Source organism: Anaerosalibacter sp. Marseille-P3206 (assembly GCF_900155565.1).
In the GTDB taxonomy this organism is placed as follows: domain Bacteria; phylum Bacillota; class Clostridia; order Tissierellales; family Sporanaerobacteraceae; genus FUHM01.
In genome coordinates, this window is the sequence record NZ_FUHM01000002.1 from 865,286 (window position 1) to 889,531 (window position 24,246).

Annotated in this window: 23 protein-coding genes, 1 tRNA gene and 3 other annotated features; all 24 genes read right to left on the bottom strand. The window is 33.3% G+C overall.

What is annotated here, in order from left to right:
* Positions 1–8 precede the first annotated feature (8 nt).
* The gene (gene rpsG / locus BQ9840_RS05610; protein WP_077368849.1) at positions 9–479 is read right to left on the bottom strand and encodes a 30S ribosomal protein S7; all 471 of its coding nucleotides are present in this window, start codon (positions 477–479) and stop codon (positions 9–11) included.
* 138 nt (positions 480–617) lie between these two features.
* Positions 618–1,031, bottom strand: a complete 414-nt coding sequence (gene rpsL / locus BQ9840_RS05615) for a 30S ribosomal protein S12 (protein WP_077368850.1) — start codon at positions 1,029–1,031, stop codon at positions 618–620.
* A gap of 26 nt (positions 1,032–1,057) precedes the next feature.
* Positions 1,058–1,300, bottom strand: a complete 243-nt coding sequence (locus BQ9840_RS05620; RefSeq protein ID WP_077368851.1) for a ribosomal L7Ae/L30e/S12e/Gadd45 family protein — start codon at positions 1,298–1,300, stop codon at positions 1,058–1,060.
* A gap of 111 nt (positions 1,301–1,411) precedes the next feature.
* Positions 1,412–4,945 carry a DNA-directed RNA polymerase subunit beta' gene (rpoC, locus tag BQ9840_RS05625; RefSeq protein ID WP_077368852.1) on the bottom strand — a complete coding sequence of 1,178 codons (3,534 nt, stop codon included), beginning with the start codon at positions 4,943–4,945 and terminating at the stop codon, positions 1,412–1,414.
* Between the two features lie 53 nt (positions 4,946–4,998).
* Positions 4,999–8,658, bottom strand: coding sequence for a DNA-directed RNA polymerase subunit beta (gene rpoB / locus BQ9840_RS05630; RefSeq protein WP_077368853.1), 3,660 nt, complete (start codon positions 8,656–8,658; stop codon positions 4,999–5,001).
* Positions 8,659–8,897: 239 nt separating this feature from the next.
* A complete protein-coding gene (gene rplL, locus BQ9840_RS05635; RefSeq protein WP_077368854.1) occupies positions 8,898–9,281 on the bottom strand; it encodes a 50S ribosomal protein L7/L12 in 384 nt (127 codons plus the stop codon).
* 31 nt (positions 9,282–9,312) lie between these two features.
* Entirely contained in the window at positions 9,313–9,840 is a 528-nt protein-coding gene (gene rplJ, locus BQ9840_RS05640; RefSeq protein WP_077368855.1) for a 50S ribosomal protein L10, read from the bottom strand.
* A gap of 21 nt (positions 9,841–9,861) precedes the next feature.
* Positions 9,862–10,016 (bottom strand) — a sequence feature (ribosomal protein L10 leader region).
* 43 nt (positions 10,017–10,059) lie between these two features.
* Positions 10,060–10,764, bottom strand: coding sequence for a 50S ribosomal protein L1 (gene rplA, locus BQ9840_RS05645; protein WP_077368856.1), 705 nt, complete (start codon positions 10,762–10,764; stop codon positions 10,060–10,062).
* A gap of 47 nt (positions 10,765–10,811) precedes the next feature.
* Complete coding sequence (gene rplK / locus BQ9840_RS05650) at positions 10,812–11,237, bottom strand: 50S ribosomal protein L11 (RefSeq protein ID WP_077368857.1); 426 nt, start codon at positions 11,235–11,237, stop codon at positions 10,812–10,814.
* Between the two features lie 98 nt (positions 11,238–11,335).
* The gene (gene nusG, locus BQ9840_RS05655) at positions 11,336–11,887 is read right to left on the bottom strand and encodes a transcription termination/antitermination protein NusG (RefSeq protein WP_077368858.1); all 552 of its coding nucleotides are present in this window, start codon (positions 11,885–11,887) and stop codon (positions 11,336–11,338) included.
* Positions 11,888–11,939: 52 nt separating this feature from the next.
* Positions 11,940–12,146 (bottom strand): preprotein translocase subunit SecE, encoded by a 207-nt coding sequence (gene secE / locus BQ9840_RS05660; protein ID WP_077368859.1) that lies wholly within the window; start codon positions 12,144–12,146, stop codon positions 11,940–11,942.
* Positions 12,147–12,175: 29 nt separating this feature from the next.
* Positions 12,176–12,325 (bottom strand): 50S ribosomal protein L33, encoded by a 150-nt coding sequence (gene rpmG / locus BQ9840_RS05665; protein WP_077368860.1) that lies wholly within the window; start codon positions 12,323–12,325, stop codon positions 12,176–12,178.
* A gap of 222 nt (positions 12,326–12,547) precedes the next feature.
* A complete protein-coding gene (tuf, locus tag BQ9840_RS05670) occupies positions 12,548–13,741 on the bottom strand; it encodes an elongation factor Tu (RefSeq protein WP_077368861.1) in 1,194 nt (397 codons plus the stop codon).
* A 70-nt stretch (positions 13,742–13,811) separates the two neighbouring features.
* Positions 13,812–13,887: transfer RNA gene (locus BQ9840_RS05675), tRNA-Thr, on the bottom strand.
* A gap of 58 nt (positions 13,888–13,945) precedes the next feature.
* On the bottom strand, positions 13,946–14,593 hold the full coding sequence (gene sigH, locus BQ9840_RS05680; RefSeq protein ID WP_077368862.1) for an RNA polymerase sporulation sigma factor SigH: 648 nt from the start codon (positions 14,591–14,593) through the stop codon (positions 13,946–13,948).
* Between the two features lie 89 nt (positions 14,594–14,682).
* Positions 14,683–15,216 carry an NYN domain-containing protein gene (locus tag BQ9840_RS05685; RefSeq protein WP_077368863.1) on the bottom strand — a complete coding sequence of 178 codons (534 nt, stop codon included), beginning with the start codon at positions 15,214–15,216 and terminating at the stop codon, positions 14,683–14,685.
* A complete protein-coding gene (gene rlmB, locus BQ9840_RS05690) occupies positions 15,203–15,949 on the bottom strand; it encodes a 23S rRNA (guanosine(2251)-2'-O)-methyltransferase RlmB (protein ID WP_077368864.1) in 747 nt (248 codons plus the stop codon). The genes BQ9840_RS05685 and rlmB overlap by 14 nt, the downstream gene beginning before the upstream one ends.
* Positions 15,950–16,012: 63 nt before the next feature.
* Positions 16,013–16,786 carry an FAD-dependent thymidylate synthase gene (thyX, locus tag BQ9840_RS05695; RefSeq protein WP_077368865.1) on the bottom strand — a complete coding sequence of 258 codons (774 nt, stop codon included), beginning with the start codon at positions 16,784–16,786 and terminating at the stop codon, positions 16,013–16,015.
* Between the two features lie 18 nt (positions 16,787–16,804).
* Positions 16,805–17,158, bottom strand: a complete 354-nt coding sequence (locus BQ9840_RS05700; RefSeq protein ID WP_234978626.1) for a Mini-ribonuclease 3 — start codon at positions 17,156–17,158, stop codon at positions 16,805–16,807.
* A 69-nt stretch (positions 17,159–17,227) separates the two neighbouring features.
* Positions 17,228–18,625, bottom strand: a complete 1,398-nt coding sequence (gene cysS / locus BQ9840_RS05705) for a cysteine--tRNA ligase (RefSeq protein ID WP_077368867.1) — start codon at positions 18,623–18,625, stop codon at positions 17,228–17,230.
* On the bottom strand, positions 18,612–19,289 hold the full coding sequence (gene cysE / locus BQ9840_RS05710; protein ID WP_077368868.1) for a serine O-acetyltransferase: 678 nt from the start codon (positions 19,287–19,289) through the stop codon (positions 18,612–18,614). Before cysE ends, cysS begins: the two co-directional genes overlap by 14 nt.
* A 70-nt stretch (positions 19,290–19,359) precedes the next feature.
* Positions 19,360–19,587 (bottom strand) — a binding site (T-box leader).
* Between the two features lie 52 nt (positions 19,588–19,639).
* A complete protein-coding gene (gltX, locus tag BQ9840_RS05715) occupies positions 19,640–21,124 on the bottom strand; it encodes a glutamate--tRNA ligase (RefSeq protein WP_077368869.1) in 1,485 nt (494 codons plus the stop codon).
* A gap of 78 nt (positions 21,125–21,202) precedes the next feature.
* Entirely contained in the window at positions 21,203–22,063 is an 861-nt protein-coding gene (locus BQ9840_RS05720) for a DUF1002 domain-containing protein (protein ID WP_077368870.1), read from the bottom strand.
* Positions 22,064–22,188: 125 nt separating this feature from the next.
* Positions 22,189–23,913 (bottom strand): proline--tRNA ligase, encoded by a 1,725-nt coding sequence (locus BQ9840_RS05725; protein WP_077368871.1) that lies wholly within the window; start codon positions 23,911–23,913, stop codon positions 22,189–22,191.
* Positions 23,914–24,009: 96 nt separating this feature from the next.
* Positions 24,010–24,220, bottom strand: a binding site (T-box leader).
* Between the last annotated feature and the right edge of the window lie 26 nt (positions 24,221–24,246).

The window sequence follows — 24,246 nt, forward strand, 5'->3', positions numbered from 1 at the left end:
TATTTATATTAAAATCTATAATGTGCAAAAGCTTTATTAGCTTCAGCCATTTTATGAGTTTCTTCTCTCTTCTTAACACTTGCACCAGTATTGTTAGCTGCATCTAATATTTCTTTAGCTAGTCTTTCTTCCATTGTCTTTTCTCCTCTAGCTCTAGAATATCTTACAAGCCAACGAAGACCTAATGTTTGTCTTCTTTCTGGTCTAACTTCCATTGGAACTTGGTAAGTAGCTCCACCTATTCTTCTAGCTTTAACTTCTAATACTGGCATTATATTGTTCATTGCTTTGTAGAATACTTCCAATGGTTCTTCTCCAGATTTTTCTCCAACATATTTGAATGCTCCATAAACAATGTTTTGAGCAATTCCTTTTTTCCCATCTAGCATTATTTGATTTATAAGTTTTGTAACTACTACATCATCATATATTGGATCTGGCATTACATATCTTTTTTGAATATGTCCTTTTCTTGGCACTTCGCTTCCCTCCTTAACCATAAATTAGTAAATTCATAGGTACTCGACAAATAATCTTGCCGTAGTGCACAAAAATGCATCTATATCTATATAAATGGAATTTTAGTCCAATGCATTCTCTAGCACAATTTGTACATATTATTTCTTAGGCTTTTTAGCACCATATTTGGATCTAGATTGCATTCTGTTTTCAACACCAGAAGCATCCAATGTTCCTCTAACAATATGGTATCTAACACCAGGTAGGTCCTTAACTCTTCCACCTCTAACTAATACAACACTATGTTCTTGTAGGTTATGTCCAATTCCTGGAATATAAGCTGTAACTTCCATTCCATTTGTAAGTCTAACTCTGGCAACTTTTCTAAGAGCTGAGTTTGGCTTCTTAGGTGTTACAGTTTTAACAGCTGTACATACACCTCTTTTTTGTGGTGAGTTAACTTCTGTTGTTCTCTTCTTTAGTGAGTTGAAATTTACTCCTAAAGCTGGAGATTTAGATTTGTAAACAACTTTTTCCCTACCTTTTCTTATTAACTGGTTGATTGTTGGCATTTAGGCACCTCCTTTTGTTTTATTATTTATTTTAGTATTGCAGCAGTAGCTGCACTTACATCAATACCACAAGAACTACCAAGTTCTTTCATTGTATCTACGTAAACAATATCTATTAATTTTTCTTTACAGATGTTTTCAATATCACTTACTACCTTGTCTTTAGCATCTTTGGCAATATATACTATATCTGCTTCATTATTAATAACAGCTTTTCTTACTTGTTTCATACCTACAACTTTATTATGTGTACACAGTTTTGACAACATAAAGTTTCTTCCTCCTTTTAAACATCTTAAAGATTATGTAGAGCAGTAGCTCTACATAATCTTTATGCCTCAAAGAGTCCACTTCTATTTACACACTCATATATTCTATCATCAGTTAATTTCACTGTCAACAATATTTTTTTCTGTTCCGTTTTCAGTATCCTCTATTTCAGGTAAAACTTCAATGTTTTTGTATCTCTTCATTCCAGTACCAGCTGGTATTAATTTTCCTATTATAACATTTTCTTTAAGACCTAATAAGTGATCTTCTTTACCTTTAATTGCTGCTTCAGTAAGCACTCTTGTAGTCTCTTGGAATGAAGCCGCTGATAAGAAAGAATCTGTTGCAAGTGAAGCTTTAGTTATACCTAGCAAACTTCTTCTTCCAACTGCAGGTTTGCCTCCAGCCTCTTCAACTTCTCTATTTACATCTTCAAACTCAGTTAAACTAACAAGACTGCCAGGTAAAAGATCAGTGTCACCAGAATCTTCTACTTTTACCTTGCTAAGCATCTGTTTAACTATTATCTCAATATGCTTATCGTCAATATCAACACCTTGTAATCTATACACTCTTTGAACTTCTTTTACAAGATAATTTTGAACTCCTGTTACGCCTTTAATCTTCAAAATATCATGTGGATTAACAGATCCCTCTGTTATTTCATCTCCTGCTTCAACAAAATCTCCATTTCTCACTTTAAGTCTTGAACCATATGGGATACTATAATTCTTCGCTTCCCCATCTTTTGATGTAATAACTACTTCTTTCTTCTTTTTAGTTTCATTTATACTTACTTCTCCAGCAATTTCAGCTATAGTTGCTAATCCCTTTGGCTTTCTTGCTTCAAACAACTCTTCAACTCTAGGTAAACCTTGAGTGATATCCGCTCCAGCAACTCCTCCTGTATGGAAAGTACGCATTGTAAGCTGAGTACCAGGTTCACCAATTGATTGAGCCGCAACTATACCTACTGATTCACCAATATTTACTACATCTCCTGTAGCTAAGTTTCTACCATAACATTTAGCACATACTCCATGACGAGTTTTACATCCTAGAACTGATCTTACTTTTACTTCCTCAATTCCTGACATTTCAACTGCTAATGCAGCTTTTTCACTTATAATCTCATCTTTTTTAACTATTACTTCACCAGTTTCTGGATGAACTATGTCTTCAAAAGAAGTTCTACCAGTTATTCTATCTTTTAAATCTTCTATAACTTCTTTTCCATCTTTAAAAGCTCTAGATACTATATATTGATCTGTACAACAATTTTCTTCTCTAACTATAACATCTTGACTAACATCTACAAGTCTTCTTGTCAAATATCCAGAGTCAGCTGTTCTTAGTGCAGTATCAGCAAGACCCTTTCTAGAACCGTGAGTTGAAATAAAGAATTCCAACACACTTAAACCTTCACGGAAATTAGCTTTTATAGGAATTTCCACCGTTTGACCAGAAGCATTAGCCATTAGCCCTCTCATACCTGCAAGCTGTCTAATTTGGTTTTTACTACCTCTAGCTCCTGAGTGAGCCATGATGAACACATTGTTTAATTTATCAAGTCCATTCATCAATGCATCTGTGACTTCTTCTGTAGTTCTATTCCAAACTTCTATAACTTTTTCATATCTTTCTTCATCAGAAATCAATCCTCTTCTATAGGACTTTTCATATTTATCTACTTCTACTTCAGCTTTACTGATTAAATCAGCTTTTTCGTCAGGAACAATTATATCTCCCATACTAATAGTTATAGCCCCTATAGTTGAATAATGATATCCTGTTTCTTTAATATAGTCAAGAACTGCAGCAGTTACAGTATTTCCATGTACTCGGTAACATTTTTCTATTACTTTTCCAAGCATTTTTTTATCTACAAGAGTATCTATTTCTAGTGAGTATTCATCTTTACTTCTATCTACAAAACCTAAATCTTGAGGAATTCCTTGATTGAATATAAATCTTCCTACAGTACTTTCAACAAGTTTTCCTCTTTCATCACCTTCGTGTTTAACTCTAACTTTTACTCTTGCGTGAATTCCAACTTCTTTATTATAATAAGCTAAAAACATTTCTTCAAAATCTTTGAATATTTTTCCTTCACCTTTCTCCCCAGGATTTTCTACAGTTAAATAGTAGCTTCCAAGTACCATGTCCTGAGTAGGTGTAGTGATTGGTTTTCCATCCTTTGGTGCTAGTATATTGTTTACTGAAAGCATAAGAAGTCTTGCTTCAGCTTGAGCTTCTGTAGATAATGGAACGTGAACTGCCATTTGGTCACCATCAAAGTCAGCATTATATGCTGTACAAACTAATGGATGTAGCTTTATAGCCTTACCTTCTACCAATACAGGCTCAAATGCTTGTATTCCTAGTCTATGAAGGGTTGGAGCTCTGTTTAGTAGTACAGGGTGATCTTTAATAACAACTTCTAAGACATCCCATACAACAGGTTTAACTCTCTCAACCATTCTCTTAGCACTTTTTATATTATGAGCATGACCTTCTTCAACAAGTTTCTTCATTACAAATGGTTTAAATAATTCTAATGCCATTTTTTTAGGTAGTCCACATTGATAAAATTTAAGCTCAGGTCCAACAACTATTACAGATCTCCCTGAATAGTCAACTCTCTTTCCAAGTAAGTTTTGTCTAAACCTTCCTTGTTTACCCTTGAGCATATCTGATAATGATTTTAAAGGTCTATTGCCGGGACCTGTTACAGGCCTACCTCTTCTACCATTATCAATAAGTGCATCAACCGCTTCTTGAAGCATTCTCTTTTCGTTACGTACAATTATATCTGGAGCAGACAAATCTAATAGCCTTTTCAATCTATTATTCCTATTGATTACTCTTCTATACAAATCATTTAAGTCAGAAGTAGCAAATCTTCCACCATCTAACTGTACCATCGGTCTTAAGTCTGGTGGTATTACTGGTATTACATCTAATATCATCCACTCCGGTCTATTGCCTGATTTTCTAAATGCTTCTACTACTTCTAATCTTCTTATAACCCTAACTCTTTTTTGTCCAGTAGTTTCTTTAAGCTGCATCCTTAAATCTTTAGATTCTGCTTCCAAATCAATTTTAGACAGTAACTCTTTTATAGCTTCTGCTCCCATTTCAGCTCTAAATCTATTTTCATATTTTTCTTGAGCTTCTCTGTATTCCATTTCTGTTAACAGTTGTTTTTCAGTAAGAGGGGTATCTCCAGGTTCTATTACTATATAAGCTGCAAAATACAATACTTTTTCCAATGACCTAGGTGACATATCAAGTATAAGCCCCATCCTACTAGGTATTCCCTTGAAATACCATATATGAGAAACTGGAGCAGCAAGCTCAATATGCCCCATTCTCTCTCTTCTTACCTTTGACTTAGTGACTTCAACACCACATCTGTCACATACTACTCCTTTGTACCTTACTCTTTTGTATTTACCACAATGACATTCCCAATCCTTTGTTGGTCCGAATATTTTTTCACAAAATAGCCCTTCTTTTTCAGGTTTTAATGTCCTATAGTTTATTGTCTCTGGCTTCTTTACTTCTCCCTTAGACCATTGTCTGATCTTTTCAGGAGAAGCTAACCCAATTTTAATTGAATCAAAATTATTTAATTCAAACAAGGAGCTTTCTCTCCCTTCTTAGTAAAGTTTTCCTTTATAAATAAAATGATTAACTAAAAATCATCATCTTCAATTTCATCTAATTCAAAATCCTCATCGTAATCTTCTTCTTCATCTTCCTCTATATCTTCTTCGTCAAAAGACCTATCATCTACTATTTCTTCGCCTATTAAATCTAAATCTTCTATATCATCATCTGATTCTTTTATCTCTATTTCATTATCTTCTTCTGTTAATACCTTTACATCTAATGCTAAACTCTGTAACTCTTTAATCAATACTTTAAATGACTCAGGAACACCTGGTTCAGGAATATTTTCTCCCTTAACAATAGCCTCATATGTTTTTACACGTCCTACAACATCATCTGATTTAACTGTCAATATTTCTTGAAGTGTGTAGGAAGCACCATATGCTTCAAGAGCCCAAACCTCCATCTCACCAAATCTCTGTCCACCAAATTGTGCTTTACCTCCAAGAGGTTGTTGAGTAACCAGTGAATAAGGTCCTGTACTCCTAGCATGTATCTTATCATCAACCAAGTGATGTAGTTTCAACATATACATATAACCAACAGTTACAGGATTATTGAAATACTCTCCAGACCTTCCGTCTCTTAAACGAATCTTTCCATTCTCTGGGTATCCAGCCTTTGTAAGGGCATCTATTATATCTTGTTCATTGGCACCATCAAATACAGGTGTTGCTACATGCCATCCAAGTTTATTGGCTGCTAAACCTAAATGGACTTCTAAAACTTGCCCTATATTCATACGAGAAGGAACCCCTAATGGATTCAATACTATTTGTACAGGTGTACCATCTGGTAAATAAGGCATATCTTCCTCTGGTAATATTCTAGATACAACACCTTTGTTACCGTGACGACCACACATCTTATCCCCTACATTTATCTTCCTCTTAGTAGCTACATATACTCTCACCATTTCATTAACTCCTGGTGGAAGTTCATCTCCGTTTTCTCTTGTGAATATTTTTACATCTAAAATAATTCCCGTCTCTCCATGAGGAACTCTAAGGGATGTATCTCTTACTTCTCTAGCTTTTTCTCCAAAAATAGCTCTCAAAAGTCTTTCTTCAGCTGTAAGTTCAGTTTCACCCTTAGGTGTAACTTTTCCAACTAGAATATCTCCAGACTTAACTTCAGCTCCAATTCGTACTATACCTCTTTCATCTAGGTCTTTAAGCATGTCATCCCCTACATTAGGAATATCTCTTGTTATCTCTTCTGGACCTAGTTTCGTATCTCTAGCTTCAGATTCATACTCTTCTATGTGAACAGATGTCAATACATCTTCCATTACTAGTTTTTCATTTATTAAAATAGCATCTTCGTAGTTATAACCTTCCCAAGTCATAAAAGCAACCAATAGATTCTTTCCAAGAGCTATTTCACCCAACTCTGTACTAGGACCGTCTGCTATAACTTGACCTTTCATCACTTTTTCATTTTCTTCCACAATTGGTCTTTGATTTATGCAAGTTCCTTGATTAGAACGTTTAAACTTAAGAAGCTTATGTTTTTCTAATTGTCCATTATCATCTCTTTTAATAACTATTTCACTAGAAGATACCTTTGTTACTATCCCAGCATGTCTTGCTAAAACTACTACTCCTGAATCCATAGCTGCCTTATATTCGATTCCTGTTCCTATTATTGGGGATTCAGTTTTCAATAGAGGCACTGCTTGACGTTGCATGTTTGAACCCATTAACGCTCTATTTGCGTCATCATTTTCAAGGAAAGGAATCATAGCTGTACCAACTGACACCAATTGCTTTGGTGATACATCCATATAATCTACTTCTTCAATTGGATATATGTCAATAACTCCATTTTTTCCTCTAGCAACAACTCTATTGTTTATAAATCTTCCTTCTTCATCTAATAATTCATTTGATTGAGCAATTACTAATTCATCTTCTATATCTGCAGTTAGATATTCTATTATGTTAGTAGCTTTCTTATTCTTATTGTCAACTTTCTTATATGGTGCTTCAATAAACCCGTATTCGTTAATTCTTGCATAAGTTGTAAGAGAAGTTATAAGACCTATATTTGGTCCTTCTGGGGTCTCTATAGGACACATTCTACCATAATGAGAATGATGTACGTCTCTTACTTCAAATCCAGCTCTGTCTCTACTTAAACCACCTGGCCCAAGAGCAGACATTCTTCTCTTATGAGTTAATTCTGCAAGAGGATTAGTTTGGTCCATGAATTGAGACAACTGGCTACTGCCAAAAAACTCTTTTATAGATGCAACTACAGGTCTAATATTTATAAGAGCTTGTGGTGTTGCCACATCTATGTCTTGAATAGTCATTCTCTCTCTAACTACTCTCTCCATTCTTGAAAGACCAATTCTAAATTGATTTTGTAGAAGCTCCCCTACTGAACGAAGCCTTCTATTTCCTAAGTGGTCAATATCATCAGTCATACCGATGCCATTAAATAAATTAAACTCATAATTAATACTTGCAACAATATCGTCCTTTATTATATGTTTAGGAGAAAGTTCCCTGATCCTATCTTTCATAGCTTCCTTTAATTCTTCAGGATCTTCATAGTTTTCCATAAGTTCTTTCATCAATGGATAGTAAACTTTTTCCTTTATGCCTAAATCTTCAGTTGTAAATGGTAAATTAAACGCATTAATATCAACAAAATTATTACCTATAACTCTAGCTATACTACCATCCTCTAATATAACATCAACTCTATTAATTCCACTATTTTCAATTTCTATAGCCTTTTCTCTGTCAATTTTTTCTCCACTTTCAACTAGAATTTCTCCAGTTTGGAAATCCACAACATCTTCTGCAGCCTTTTTACCAACAAGCCTATTGTGTAATGCCAATTTTTTATTGAACTTATATCTTCCAACCCTAGCTAAATCATATCTTCTAGAATCAAAAAATAGATTGTTGATAAGGGTACTAGCACTTTCCACAGTTGGTGGTTCTCCAGGTCTTAATCTTTTATATATTTCTATTAAAGCTTCTTCTTCTGTCTTTGTGTTATCTTTCTCTAATGTCTTTAATACTTCTTCAGTTTCACCAACTAACTCAATTATTTCTACATTACTATTATACCCTAATGCTCTCAATAAGGTAGTAACTGGTAGTTTTCTAGTCCTATCTACTCTAACATACACAATGTCATTTGAGTCAGTTTCATACTCAAGCCATGCTCCTCTATTAGGAATGACAGTTCCAGAATACAGCCTTTTACCTACTTTATCAATTTCTTGAGCATAATAAACTCCTGGAGATCTAACTAACTGACTGACTACAACTCTTTCGGCACCATTTATAATAAAGGTACCTTTTTCCGTCATCAATGGAAAATCTCCCATAAACACTTCCTGTTCCTTTACTTCACCGGTTTCTTTGTTTATAAGTCTGACCTTTACTTTAAGTGGTGCTGAAAAGTTTGCATCTCTTTCTCTTGACTCATCCTCATCGTATTTGGGTTCATCTCCAATATAATAATCTACAAACTCGAGAATCAAATTCCCAGTATAGTCTTGTATAGGAGAAATGTCTTCAAATACTTCTCTCAAGCCTTCCTTTAAAAACCAGTTGTATGAACTCTTTTGAACTTCTATTAAATCTGGTAGGTCTAATACTTCATTGATTCTTGAATAACTCATCCTAACACGTTTCCCGTATGTAACAGGATGCACCATGTAAAATTCACCCCTTATTAAAACTAAAATAGCCAAAAGTATGTGGTTACTTTTGGTAATTCCTCGAAAAATAAATCTATTATAGTATTGCCAATAACTAAATTTTTTATTCCTTGTTAGTCAAACTTCGATTCTTATGCATCTTATGATGTTAGCACACTAGTATAAATATGTCAAGAAATAATTTGATTTATGTAAAAAAAAAGGCTCTCTTTTTTTGAAAGCCTTTTTTTAATATACTACTTTAATTCTACTTCTGCGCCAGCTTCTTCTAATTTAGTTTTGATTTGTTCAGCTTCTTCTTTTGGAGCTCCTTCTTTAACTGCCTTTGGAGCACCATCTACTAATTCTTTAGCATCTTTTAGACCTAATCCAGTTATTTCTCTAACAACTTTTATAACTTTGATTTTTTCTTGTCCTGCTGATTTTAGTATAACATCAAAATCTGTTTTTTCTTCTGCTGCTGGTGCTGCTCCACCTGCTGCTGGTGCTGCTGCTACTGCCATTGGTGCTGCTGCACTAACTCCAAATTCTTCTTCTAATTCCTTAACTAATTCTGATAATTCTAAAACAGTAAGATTTTTAACTTCTTCAATTAAATTTTGAACTTTTTCGCTTGCCATTTCAAAAATCCCTCCATACAATTTTTTATTTTTATGCTTCTTGTTGTTTTCTAATTGCATCTAATGCATATACAAGATTTCTAATATTGCCTTGAAGTACATTAACAAATCCTGTTATAGGAGCATTTAATCCTGCTAATGCTTGAGCAACAAGTACTTCTTTTGATGGTAAACTAGCTAATGATTTAACTTCTTCAATATCTATTATCTTACCATCTACAATTCCTGCTTTAATTTCTAATTTCTCATGTTCTTTGGCAAATTCGTGAGTTATCTTAGCTACTTGAACTGGGTCATCAAATCCAAAAGCAACTCCATTTGGTCCAGTTAAATGCTCATTAAAGTCTTCGTAGCCTGCATCCTTAAAAGCAAAACGCATCATTGTATTTTTGTAAACTTTATATTCAACGCCTGCCTCTCTATATTTGCTTCTTAACTCTGTCAATTCTTCAACATTTAATCCTCTATAATCTACTAGTACTACAGCTTGAGCTTCATCAACTTTTCCTTTTATTTCTTCAACTATTCTTTGCTTTTCTTGGATTACTTTTTCTTTCAACTAGTTTCACCTCCTTAGGATGAACACATATAAAAAAGTCCCTCCGTAGACACGAAGAGACTTGTATTTTTATTAATTAATATACAAATTAATTAGCAAATCAAAAGTCTAACCTCGGTAGGAATATTTAAACCACTATAGGTTCCTACTGTCTACGGTAACTTGTTCAATTGTCAGTAATTATTTTAACAAGTAAAAATTACTTTGTCAATATTAATTTTAATATTTATCCATAATTTTTTGTCCATTTATCTTAATTCCAGGACCCATAGTGCTTGCAAGAACAACGTTCTTTAGATATTTTCCCTTTGCTGCTGCTGGTTTTGCTTTAACTATTGCATCCATAATAGTAGCAAAGTTTTCTTTTAATTTTTCAGTCCCAAATGAAGCCTTACCTATAGGTACGTGGATAATACTACTCTTATCTACTCTATATTCAACTTTACCTGCTTTTATTTCCTTTACAGCCTTTTCAATTTCAAAAGTAACTGTTCCAGATTTTGGGTTTGGCATTAAGCCTTTTGGTCCTAATATTCTTCCTAATCTACCAACTACCCCCATCATATCAGGAGTAGCAACTACTACATCAAAATCAAACCAGTTTTCAGATTGAATCTTTTGAACTAGTTCATCTCCGCCTGCATAGTCTGCTCCAGCTTGTTCTGCTTCTTTGATCTTATCACCTTTTGCAAATACTAGAACTTTTCTAGTTTTACCAGTTCCATGTGGCAATACTACTGCGCCTCTAACTTGTTGATCCGCATGTCTTGGATCTACTCCCAATCTTACTGAAAGTTCAATTGTTTCATCAAATTTAGCCTTTGCAGTTTTTTGAACAAGTTCTATTGCTTCTAGTGGATCATATAATTTATGTCTATCAATTAATTTTGCACTATCTTGATATTTCTTACCTCTTTTTGCCATGTTTATACCTCCTCGTGGTTTTATCGGAAAATCCTCCCACTTTATTTCTACTCTTCTACTACAAAGCCCATACTTCTTGCTGTTCCTGCTACCATGCTCATAGCAGCTTCTATACTTGCTGCATTTAAGTCAGGCATTTTAATTTCAGCAATTTCTTTAACTTTGTCTTTTGAAACTTTAGCTACTTTTTTCTTGTTTGGTTCTCCAGAACCTGATTCAACTCCAACTGCCTTCTTTAGTAATACTGATACAGGGGGAGTCTTTGTTATAAATGTAAAAGATCTATCTTGGTAAACAGTAAGAACAACTGGAATAATCATACCAGCTTGATCTGCTGTTCTAGAATTGAACTCTTTTGTAAATTGCATAATATTCACACCATGTGGTCCTAATGCTGTACCTACTGGTGGTGCTGGAGTTGCTTTTCCAGCTGGAATTTGTAGTTTAACTACAGCTATAACTTTCTTTGCCATCTAGTTCCACCTCCTCATTTCCTATGTGGTTTGGCGGGATAAACCCTCCCACTTAAAACATCTATTTAAAAAAAGCAATTTAGCTTTTTTAAACAAATTTAAAGCTTTTCTACTTGATCAAAATCCAGTTCTAGTAAAGTTTCCCTTCCAAACATAGACACATAAACTTTAATCTTTTTCTTTTCTAAATTGATGCTGTCTACAGTACCCATGAAATTTTCAAAAGGTCCTGAAGTAACTTTAACCGCATCTGATTCTTTTAAATCAATACTTGGTACAATTGTTTCCTGTACCCCTAATGCTTTAACTTCTTCATCTGATAGAGGAATCGGTTTTGAGCCTGGTCCTACAAAACCAGTCACTCCTCTGGTATTTCTTACAAGATACCAAGATTCATCATTGACAATCATTTTTATGATTACATATCCAGGAAAAAGCTTTCTTTCCTTTACTTTTTTCTTCCCAGATTTAGTTTCAACATATTCTTCAGTTGGAACTGCAACTTCAAAAATGTCGTCAACCATTCCTCTATTTTCAACCATCTTTTCAATATTTGCTTTTACTTTGTTTTCATGACCGGAATAGGTATGTACAACATACCATTTAGCCTTTTTAGCTCTTTCCTGTCTAGTTTCTTCCTTATCCACCATAGATATGGGGCCCCTTTCTCTCTATATATTGTTGGCCCTTGCCTCCTTCATATTACTTTATAATTAATGACAACAGGCGATGGATACCTAAATCTAATACCCAAACAACTAAACCAACTATAGCTACCATTAAAATTACAACACCTATATAGTTGAGTATTTCTTTTTTTGTGGGCCATATAACTTTTTTTGTCTCAGCTTTAACGCCTTTAAAATATGTTTTAGCCTTTCCTTGCTTTGCGTTAGTTTGAGCAGACATTTAACTCACATCCTTACCTTTTTACTTTACTACTTAGTTTCTTTGTGTAATGTATGAGTCTTACAGAATTTACAATATTTTTTTAGTTCTATTCTTTCTGAATTGTTCTTTTTATTCTTTGATGTTGTATAATTTCTTTGTTTGCATTCTGTACAAGCCATAGTTACTTTATCTCTCAATGAAGCCACCTCCTATGGAAAAATGTATATGTGAACATGTGTTTATTTCGGGTGAAAATACCCATAATTATCTACATTACTTAATATAAACTATCACAAATTAAATATTATGTCAATAAAAAATTAAAAGGAAAAAAACTCTTATTGATGTAAGAGTTTTTATGATTTTCATTATTTGTCATTTGAAAAAAGACTGAGTCAAAAGACTCAGTCTTTTATAAACTATTTTATAACCTTAGAAACAACACCTGCTCCAACTGTTCTTCCGCCTTCACGAATAGCAAATCTTAATCCTTCTTCCATTGCTATTGGTGTGATTAATTCAATTGTAAATTTAGCATTGTCTCCTGGCATTACCATTTCTGTTCCTTCTTCTAGTTCGATGTTTCCTGTTACGTCTGTTGTTCTAAAGTAGAATTGTGGTCTGTATCCGTTGAAGAATGGTGTATGTCTTCCACCTTCTTCTTTTGTTAGTACATATACTTCTGATTCGAATTTTGTATGTGGTGTGATACTACCTGGTTTTGCTAGTACTTGACCTCTTTCGATTTCTGTTCTTTGTACTCCTCTTAATAATGCTCCTATATTATCTCCTGCTTGTGCTTCGTCTAGAATCTTTCTGAACATTTCTACTCCTGTTACTACTACTGTTCTTGATTCTTCTGCTAGTCCTACTAGTTCTACGCTATCTCCTGTTTTTAATACTCCTCTTTCTACTCTTCCTGTTGCTACTGTTCCTCTTCCTGTTATACTAAATACGTCTTCTACTGGCATTAAGAATGGTTTGTCTGTTTCTCTTTGTGGTTCTGGGATTTCTGCGTCTACTGCTTCCATTAGTTTTACTATCTTGTCTCCCCATTCGCTATCTGGTTGTTCTATTGCTTTTAGTGCTGATCCTACTACTATTGGTGTGTTGTCTCCATCAAATTCATATTCATTTAATAGTTCTCTTACTTCCATTTCTACTAGTTCGATTAGTTCTGGGTCATCTACCATGTCTTCTTTGTTTAGGAATACTACTATCTTTGGTACTCCTACTTGTCTTGATAGTAAGATATGTTCTCTTGTTTGTGGCATTGGACCGTCTGCTGCTGATACTACTAGTATTGCTCCGTCCATTTGTGCTGCTCCTGTGATCATGTTCTTTACATAGTCAGCGTGACCTGGGCAGTCTACGTGTGCGTAGTGACGGTTTGCTGTTTCGTATTCTACGTGTGATGTGGATATTGTTATTCCTCTTTCTCTTTCTTCTGGTGCCTTGTCTATGTTGTCATAGCTCATAACTTCTCCTGAGCCAAATCTTTGTGTTAATACTGATGTTATTGCTGCTGTTAATGTTGTTTTACCATGGTCTACGTGACCTATTGTTCCTATATTTACGTGTGGTTTGGTTCTCTCATAATGTGCTTTACCCATTTTATATTCCTCCTTGTTTTGTTCTTTATTCAAGAAAGTAACCCTGCTTTTCTTGCAAATATTAATTCTTTGGAGCCCATGACCGGACTTGAACCGGTGACCTCTTGCTTACCATGCAAGTGCTCTACCTGCTGAGCTACATGGGCACTTATAACCACTGTAAAATATTCTACTATCTTGGAATATTATTGTCAATAGAAAAAACTAATCTTCCTTCAGTTCTAAGTATCTTTCCAATTTTCTCTTTACTCTTTGCAATGCATTGTCAATACTTTTAACATGCCTTTCTAATTCTACAGCTATTTCCTGATATGACTTTCCTTCTAAATAAGCTGTAAGAACTTCCAATTCAAGATCACTAAGTATTTCTCCAATTTTGCACTCCATACTTGTTAACTCTTCCCTACCTATAATAAGCTCTTCAGGATCTGTAATCTTTACTCCAGAGATTACATCTAACAACGTTCTATCTGAATCCTCATCATAAATAGGCTTGTTAAGGGAAACATAAGAGTTTAATGGGATATGTTTTTGTCTTGTAGCAGTTTTAATAGCTGTAATTATCTGTCTAGTTATACATAGTTCTGCAAAGGCTTTAAAAGAAGTGAGCTTGTCCCTATTATAATCTCTAATAGCTTTGTAAAGGCCTATCATTCCCTCTTGAATAATGTCTTCTTTATCAGCTCCAATCAAAAAATATGACCTAGCTTTTACCCTAACAAAATTCTTGTACTTGGTAATAAGGTACTCCAGTGCTATTGGATCACCATTTTTGGCCTCTTCTACAATATCTTCGTCCTCCATGCTTTCAAAATATAAAGCATTTACTTCACTGTATAAACCTAATCCCACCAAGATCCCCTCCAAAGTTTGTTACAAATAGTTAATCTTTTTCAATTCAATTAATTAAATTATAAATGTTTATATTTTAATAGTCAAGGTTATTCCTCACTATTTCTCCATTTTTCAAGTTTTTTAATAGTTTCTTCATCTAATCGTCCAATAATTAAATCATTAATTTGCTTTTTCTTTTTACTCTTATTTTTTATTAGCTTTTTGTAATTCTGTATTTCTACCTCTAATTCTCTAGATGAGATCCTTGTCCCACCCCTGCCCAAGACAACTTGTTGTTCCATCCAATCAGAAGTAGCAACTCTTACTTTTTTAATTCTACCTATGGAATCTAGGGTTCTCTCAATAAAATGATCAGCTGTTTCATTTTCCTTGGTATATACTACGTCTACACCTTTAATCTTTTCCTTTTTCCCGCTATTACTCTTTACCATATGAGCATCAAAAACTATTATTACTATAATGCCTGTATAGTGTTGGTATTCAGCCATTATCTCTATGAGCTCATTTCTCGCTGCTTCCAAACTCAACTCACTTAGTGAACGTAAACTTTCCCAAGTATTAATGATATTATAACCATCAACAAAAAGATATTCCTTTGGCTTCCACCTATTTTTTTCCATATCTCTCTCTTACCGCTTCATATATTAGTATGGAGGCAGCATTTGAAGCATTTAAAGATGAAATATCCCCTAACATAGGAATCTTAACTAGAAAATCACAGTTTTCTTTTACTAATCTAGATATACCTTTGCCTTCACTCCCTATAACCAGTGCCTTAGGTCCACTAAAATCTCTTTCAAAATAATATTCTTCTGCATCCATATCCGCACCATATATCCAAAGGCCATTATCTTTAAGTTCTAATATTGTATTAGTAATATTGTTTACTTTTGCAATATGCATATGCTCTACTGCTCCTGCAGAAGCCTTAACAACAGTCATAGTAACTGAAGCAGATCTTCTTTTCGGTATAATTATACCATGTACTCCAGCACATTCAGCTGTTCTTATTATAGAACCTAGATTATGAGGATCCTCAATTTCATCTAATATCACTATAAAAGGATCTTCATCTGTTTTTTTTGCAATATCTAATATATCTTCTATAGTAGAATATTTAAATGGAGTAACTAGCGCTGCAACTCCTTGATGTGGGAGACCCCCTTCAGAAATAGTGTCTAATCTATTTTTGTCTACATATTGTACGGGGATGCTCTTATCTTTTGCTATACCAAGTATTTTATTTATAGAACCTTTTAACTCTCCCTTTGCTACTAATATTTTTTCAACTTCTCTTTCAGATTTAAGTGCTTCTATTACTGGGTTTCTTCCAACGATATAATCGCTATCCATGTTTTTCACTCCCTAATCCATGATTGATACACATTGCTTTTAGAGTATCCTTCACTTAATATTTTAATACATGTTTTTAAATTTATCTCTTACTTTTATCATTTCTCCACAAGTCATCTTTCCTTCAGGACAAGGCCCTATTAAACAACTTGGCCCACAATTCTTAAACAATGTAGGATATACAGCTTTTACAAGTCTTAACATTTCCGTTGCCAACTCTCTAATTTCCCATTGAGCTCTATTACAACATCTAAGCCTAAAAAAATTGAAAAGACTTCTTGCATTCATAGTAAACACTATCTTCGTCTCACAAGCATTTGGAAATACATATCTAGCATCTTCAATTGCTTTCTTTTCAGCTGTAATTCTAGCACTTTTTTCATCATATCCCTTTTCTATAAGCTCTTCAAAATGATCCTTAAATAGTATATCTGTAATCTCGTTATAATACGTTTGATCTTCTTCCATGGCTTTAACAAACAATTCTCTTGCCTTTTGGTTTGATTCTATATTAGGTGGTATACAATAATCAAATTGATCTAATTTTACATATCTTTGAGATTGTTGTGAATAACTAGCTATTCTATGTCTTACTAGTTGATGAGTAAGCACTCTAGATACACCTTCTACACCAAATGTAAAAGTAATATGTTCAATAGGTGATTCATGCCCTAAATCCATTAACATATTTAAAAAATTGTCAACCTTTTCTTCATCTAAATGTTCTTCTATTCTATCAATGCCTACAGGTGAATAGCAGAGTTTTGCTGCTGATGCAACTAGCTTTTCTCCTTCTGGCGTATATCTTAATAATTTAACTTTTAGCTTGCTACTCAAAAACCTCACTCCTCCTAATTAATGTGAAACAATTTTATCGAACAATTCCATCATTCTTGCTTCTTGTCCTGTTAAATATAAAAAACCTACTAATGTTTCAAAACCAGTAGCATATTTATAATCTATAATATTTGCATTTTTAGGTGATGAATAAGTTTTTGCATTTCTACCTCTTTTTACAATCCCCTTTTCATCCTCTGTCAAATCTTCACTTAAAAAATGTACAATATCTGATTGAGCCTTAGCTTTTACATAATGTGTTGCTTCTTTGTGAAGTTCATGAACAGGTTTGTTACTTTGCAATAAATAAGTTCTTATAAACAGTTCATAAACTGCATCTCCTATATATGCTAACTGCAAGGGTGAAAGCATAGAAGCCTCCCTCGCAGTCATATTATTATTCATATTTTTTATTGGATTAATTTTATTATTCTCCATAAGCTAAATTCTCTTCCATTTCACTCCCTCTTTGGTATCTTCTATTATGATACCTTTTTCCTTTAATTCATCTCTAATCTCATCTGCTAATTTGTAATCTTTATTTGCCCTTGCTTGACTTCTTTTCTCTATCAATTCTAGTATTTCTTCTTCTAGTAATTCTTCTTCTTTTGATAATATTGCTAAAACTCCTGATAGTTCCATCAACATATCATAAGTATATTCTATCAGATTTTTGGATGTTTGTTCATTAAAATTACTATTTGATACTTTAACTATTTCAAAAAGTGAAGCTATAGCATCAGCTGTATTTAAATCATCATCCATACTTTCTTTGAAATTAGCTTTAAATCCATCAATTTGTTCTTTTGTTTTTATTTCTTCATCAATTAATTCTCTATCTTTAGTTTTATCCATTAGATAAAGAAGATTGTTCTTTCCATTATACAATCTTTCTAATCCTCTTTCAGCTTGTGCTATTAGTTCCCTACTGAAGTTTACAGGGTTTCTATAATGAGCTGAAAGTATAAAAAATCTTAAAACTTCTAAATCAAATTCCTTACTTATTTCTCTAACTGTAAAGAAATTAAATTTCGATTTTGACATTTTCTTGTTTTCTACATTGATCATGGCATTGTGAAGCCAATAGTTTGCAAAAGGTTTATTATTAAGAGTTTCACTTTGAGCTATTTCATTTTCATGGTGAGGAAACTGTAAGTCTTCTCCTCCAGCATGAATGTCTATAGTGTCTCCTAAATAAGTTTTTGCCATCACAGAGCATTCAATATGCCAACCTGGTCGACCTTTTCCCCAGGGACTATCCCATGAAGGTTCTCCAGGCTTTTCACTCTTCCAAAGAGCAAAATCCATAGGGTTTTTCTTTTCCTCACTAACTTCTATTCTAGCACCACTCATTAATTCTTCAATATTTTTCTTTGAAAGCTTACCGTAATCTTTTGCCTTAGATATATCAAAATATACATTTCCATTTACATTATAAGCAGCATCTTTCTCTATTAAGCCTTCTATGAATTCTATTATTTGACGAATATTATCAGTTGCCCTAGGATGAATAGTATCTTTTTCGTCTATTAAAAGACCATTTGAATCCACAAAAAATTCTTCAATAAATTTGTCAGCAATCGCTCTAACAGTAGTTCCCTCTTCATTAGCCTTCTTAATCATCTTATCATCTATATCTGTAAAATTAACTAAATATTTTACTTCATATCCACTATATTTTAAATATCTTCTAAAAGTGTCAAATACCACTAGTGGCCTTGCATTTCCTACATGGATATAATTATATACTGTAGGTCCACAAACATACATAGTTACTTTTCCATCTTCATTAGGAACAAAGTCAACCTTCTTTTTAGTTAAAGTATTATACAACTTCATTTTTCACTTCTCCTTCCATTTTATAAATATAGTTTTCTAATATTTGTATCCTTTCCTTTAGGCATTCTATCTCCTGATAAACAGGGTCTGGTAATCTTACTTGATCCAAATCAATTTCATCTCTATCTTTTACACATTTTAGCCTCTTATTATCCTTAACTACTATTCTACCTGGTACTCCCACTACTGTACAGTTTGGCGGTACTTCTTTAAGTACTACAGAACCAGCCCCTATTTTCGAATAATCACCGACTGTAAATGGTCCAAGAACTTTTGCTCCTGAACTAATCACTACATTGTTACCAATAGTAGGATGTCTCTTTCCCTTTTCTTTGCCAGTTCCACCAAGAGTAGCCCCTTGGTATATGGTGACATTATCTCCTATCTCTGTAGTTTCTCCAATTACTACAGCCATACCATGATCTATAAAAATTCCCTTTCCTATTTTTGCACCAGGATGTATCTCGATTCCAGTTAGAAATCTCCCCACATTTGAAATAAATCTAGCTATTAAATATAGTCTTAAACCATAGAAAAAATGAGAGATCCTATAAAAGAAAAGGGCATGTAATCCTGGATAACATAAAACAGCCTCTACCCAACTATTCACAGCAGGGTCTCTATCTCTTATGGCTTTTATATCTTCTTTTATAGTTTCCCACATAATAATCCTCCTTTATAGACAAAGAACAATCTTGTGTCTTATTTTTAAATATAATAAAACCGTCTCCAAAAACAGAGACGGTTTTTCCGCGATTCCACTCTGATTGGGTTCTCCAAATTAAACAAAGAAAGCCCCAACTCAAAAACAATAACGGTGTCAACCGATATGCCATACTATATTTCAGGCAATAGCTCAAAGGTGCACTTCAATCTAATAAGAACTTAAGGTTTCTCTCAGCTAGGTAAAAACCTCTCTCTGTTAGTGTGTCAGATTTACTTTTCCTTTTCATAGCTTATATTTATTAAAATATTATATTACATTCTACATTATATTAACACTTATTTCAAGTATTATTTTATATAGTTGTTTTCTACATATTCTATGCGTTTTAATATATTTTGTTTACCTAAAACATAAATAATATTTACTAATTCAGGTCCATGAAGATTTCCAGTCAATGCTGAACGAACTGGCATATATAAATTTTTCCCCTTGATACCAGTTTTCTTTTGAATCCTCTTCATAAGTCCTTTACAAAATTCTTCATCTAATTCATCTACTTCTTGAAGTTCTTCTCTTATAGCTTGGAATAATGTAGGAACTTGTTCTCCATTTAACACTTCTACTACTTCATCATTTTCAGGTTTAACTTCATCTCCAAAAAACATTTCAACCTTTTCTACCACTTCTTTTGTAGTAGATAGACTTTCTTGAACAGTAGATACCATAGCTACTATCCAATCATATCTTTCTTTTACATCTTCATCTGTTATAAATCCTGCTTCTTTTAGATAAGGTATTGCCAAATCAGTAATATCTTCTGGACTAAAACTTCTTATATAATGTCCATTTACCCAATCTAATTTATCTTTGTCAAATATTCCACCTGTTTTTGCAACTCTATCAAATGAAAATTGTTTAATCATCTCTTCCATAGAAAGAATTTCTTCAGTTCCTTCTGGACTCCATCCCACTAGTGCAAGATAGTTAACCAATCCCTCTGAAAGATAACCGCTAGCTCTAAAGTCTTCTACAGAAACATCTCCCTGACGTTTACTCAATTTTTTCCTATCCTTGTTTAAAACAGTTGGAAGATGAACATAATCTGGCTTTTCCCAACCAAATGCTTCATACAAATAAACATGTTTAGGTGTAGAAGGAAGCCATTCTTCTCCCCTTATTATATGAGTTATATTCATAAGATGGTCATCAACAACTACAGCTAAGTGATAAGTTGGGAATCCATCAGACTTAAGCAATACTTGATCGTCTAAGTCATTAGTATTAATAACTATATCTCCCCTCACAAGGTCATGAAATTTAATATCTCTATCATGAGGTAATTTTAGTCTAACAACATATTCCTCTCCATTGGCAATTCTCTTTTTAGCTTCTTCAATATCTATATTTCTACAAAAACCATCATATCTAGGTATAAGTCCCTTTATTTTTTGTTCTTCTCTTACATTATCAAGTCTTTCTTTTGAACAAAAACAATAATATGCGTATCCCTTTTCAATTAATTCATCAACATATTTTCTATAGATATCAAGTCTTTCAGATTGAATATATGGACCATATTCACCTTTTTGTACCACTTCACCATTTTCAACAAATACACCTTCATCATAGTCTATTCCAGCCCATTCTAATGAATTGATTAGGTTTTCTATAGCACCTTCTACGAATCTAGTCCTATCTGTATCCTCAATCCTCAATATAAACTTTCCATCATTGTGTCTTGCAAATAAGTAATTATATAATGCAGTCCTAAGTCCACCAATATGTAAATATCCAGTTGGACTTGGAGCAAATCTCACTCTTACTTGTTCCAACTATAGCCACCTCCTAATTTATCTACCTGTATATTATATAACATGAATTTGTTTGTATCAACAAAGTAAAAACACTTATTATCCAAATAGTCTACTAAAAAGGTCTTCAAAAAAGCCAATAATCTTATCTAATAGAGATTTTACTTCTTCGCCTTGAGAAACTATTTTGTCAATCTTTCCTGAAATATCTTTAAGCTGAGTTTTAATTTCATTCAAATCTAAATCTAGTTTTGAAATTCTCTTCATAAGTCCAATTATTTCATTTACTTGATCATCGCTTAATTCTACACCTAGTTCATTAGCTGCAGCATTAACAGCCTTCTTAATATTCCTTTTGCCTTTAATATTATTTCCAACTACATTTACCTTTACATTCTCAATTAATTCACTAGCCTTATCCGCACCTATTTCATTGCCTAGTACTGCAGTTTTTGCAATTTCTTCACTAGCTACCTCTTTTTCCTTTTCAGTTATATCCTCACCAGTTAAATCTTCAAAAGCCTTTATTACACCAGTTAGAGCAGCAGTTCCAGAAACATTTACAGGACTTGCTACTATTATTTTTGCATCTTTTATTCCCGCAGTTATTAATGCGTTTTTATACATATCTTCTGTTACCCATGAGATATTATGAGTTACAACACTTATCCCTTCACCTTCATTTAGTTTCTCCACATAAGCACTAGATATAGCTCTAGTCCCCAAAATCTTTTCATCTATATATTTACCTAAGTATTCTCTTTCTTCCTTGTTTGTTACCTCTACTATTTCAACACTTTCATCTGCGCCAAATAAGTTAAGCATATCTTTTTTCTGTGCTTGTGATAGGTTTTGTCCTAAGCAAATTACCTTGTTGTTATTTACTGCTTGATCTGCTAAAGCCATGTTGCTTATAAGTAATAATATAACTAAAACAGTAGAAGTTATCCTCTTAAACATGAATATCCCTCCATTTTTTCTTTTAATAATACCTTATAAGATAGAATATCTTATTATGACAGCTTTTACAAGTAAAAAGTATTTTGATTAAAAGAAGGGTATGGATATCCATACCCTTCTTTTAACTATATACTTAGTCCTTCTTTTTCAAATTCTTCTTTTATTTTACCAACTATTTCTTCTACATCTATTTCCATCTTCTCATCGTCTCTTCGTAGTGAATATTCTACTATATTTTCTGATGCTCTTTTACCTACAGTTATTCTTATAGGTATTCCAATTAAATCTCTATCGTTGAATTTAACCCCAGCTCTTTCGTTTCTATCATCAATCAATACTTCTAATCCTAAGCTTTGAAGCTTATCATATATTTTTTCTCCAAGTTCCATTTGCTCTTCTTTTTTAGTGTTTATTACTGTTATTATTACATGATATGGCGTAACTACTAGTGGCCAAATTATCCCCTTATCGTCATGATATTGTTCTACTACAGCAGCCATACTTCTAGATACTCCAATACCATATGAACCCATAACAAAAGGCTTTTCTTTACCATTTTCATCTAAATAAGTTGCCTTCAAGCTATCACTATATTTTGTGCCTAATTGGAATATATTTCCTACTTCTATTCCTCTGTCCATTTTAAGAGTAGCTCCACATTTAGGACAAATATCTCCTTCTTGAATTAGCAATAAATCGTCTACAACTTCTCCAGTAAAATCTCTACCATAGTTTGCATTAACTATATGATAATCTGTTTCATTTCCTCCAACAACAAAGTTTTTCATCTTAGTAACCCTTGAATCTACTAAAAGCCTTACTCCTTCTTTAAGTCCTATAGGGCCTGAAAATCCTGATTCTGCTCCAGTAATATCTTTAATAGTCTCATCATCTGCCATTTCTAATTCATGTTCTGCAATTCCTAGTATATTGCATAGTTTTGTTTCATTTAATTCCCTATCCCCTGGAATCAGTGCAAATATAGGCTCTCCTTTCGCCTTATATATAAGAGCTTTTGCAGTATCGCATTCTTCTATTTTTAGAAAATCAACTAATTCTTCAATAGTTTTTAAATTTGGAGTATAAACCTTTTCTTTTTCTAGCTCTTCTTCATTTTTTTCTTTTACCTTATATATAACCGTAGCTTTTTCATCTGTAGCAGCATAGTCACAACTATTACAATAAGCTATCTCACCTTCTCCAACTTCTGACATAGCCATGAACTCATGGGATACCTTTCCACCCATAGCTCCTGTATCACCTTGAACTACTTTGTAATTAAGTTTAAGTCTTGTAAACACCTTATCATATGCTTTCCACATATTTTCATAAGCTTTTTTCAATCCTTCTTCATCCATATCATAAGTATAAGCGTCTTTCATTATAAATTCTCTACTTCTTATTAAACCAAATCTAGGCCTTTTCTCATCTCTATACTTAGTCTGTATTTGATATAAGTTTAATGGTAATTGTTTGTATGATCTAACCTCATCTTTGATAAGATTTGTAAAATATTCTTCATGAGTTGGTCCAAGACAAAACTCTCTACTATTTCTATCTTTTAATTTAAACATTTCTGGGCCAAAATTATCCCATCTTCCACTTGCTTCCCATAGTTCCTTAGGTTGAATCGCACTCATTAAAAGTTCTTGAGAGCCAGCTCTGTCCATTTCTTCTCTTACTATTTGTTCAATCTTTCTTATAACTCTATATCCAAGAGGTAAATAAGAATAAACTCCTGAAACTAGCTTCCTCATCATTCCTGCACGAAGTAATAATTGATGGCTAGGTATCTCTGCCTCTGATGGAACTTCCCTTAATGTTGGTAAATACATTTTTGACATCCTCATAGTTTTTTCCTCCTCATATTTTTGAGTTATATTCTTTAATGAGTCAAAGGACCGTCCCCTGACTCATTTAACTCATTAAAAAAACCTTCATCTCAAAATAGAGACGAAGGTTAATTCGCGGTACCACTCTAATAGATTTATAAATATAAATCCACCTTAAAAGCTATAACGTAGCAAACGTTTAGACCTACTTTTTCAGCCTAAAAGCTCAGGGACGGGTTCAATACCAAGGGGGCTAGAAGTTTTCCACCTTATAACTTCCTCTCTGTTGCCATTAATATTTACTATTTCCCTTCAAAGCTAAATATTATTTTTATAATACTAAATAAAATC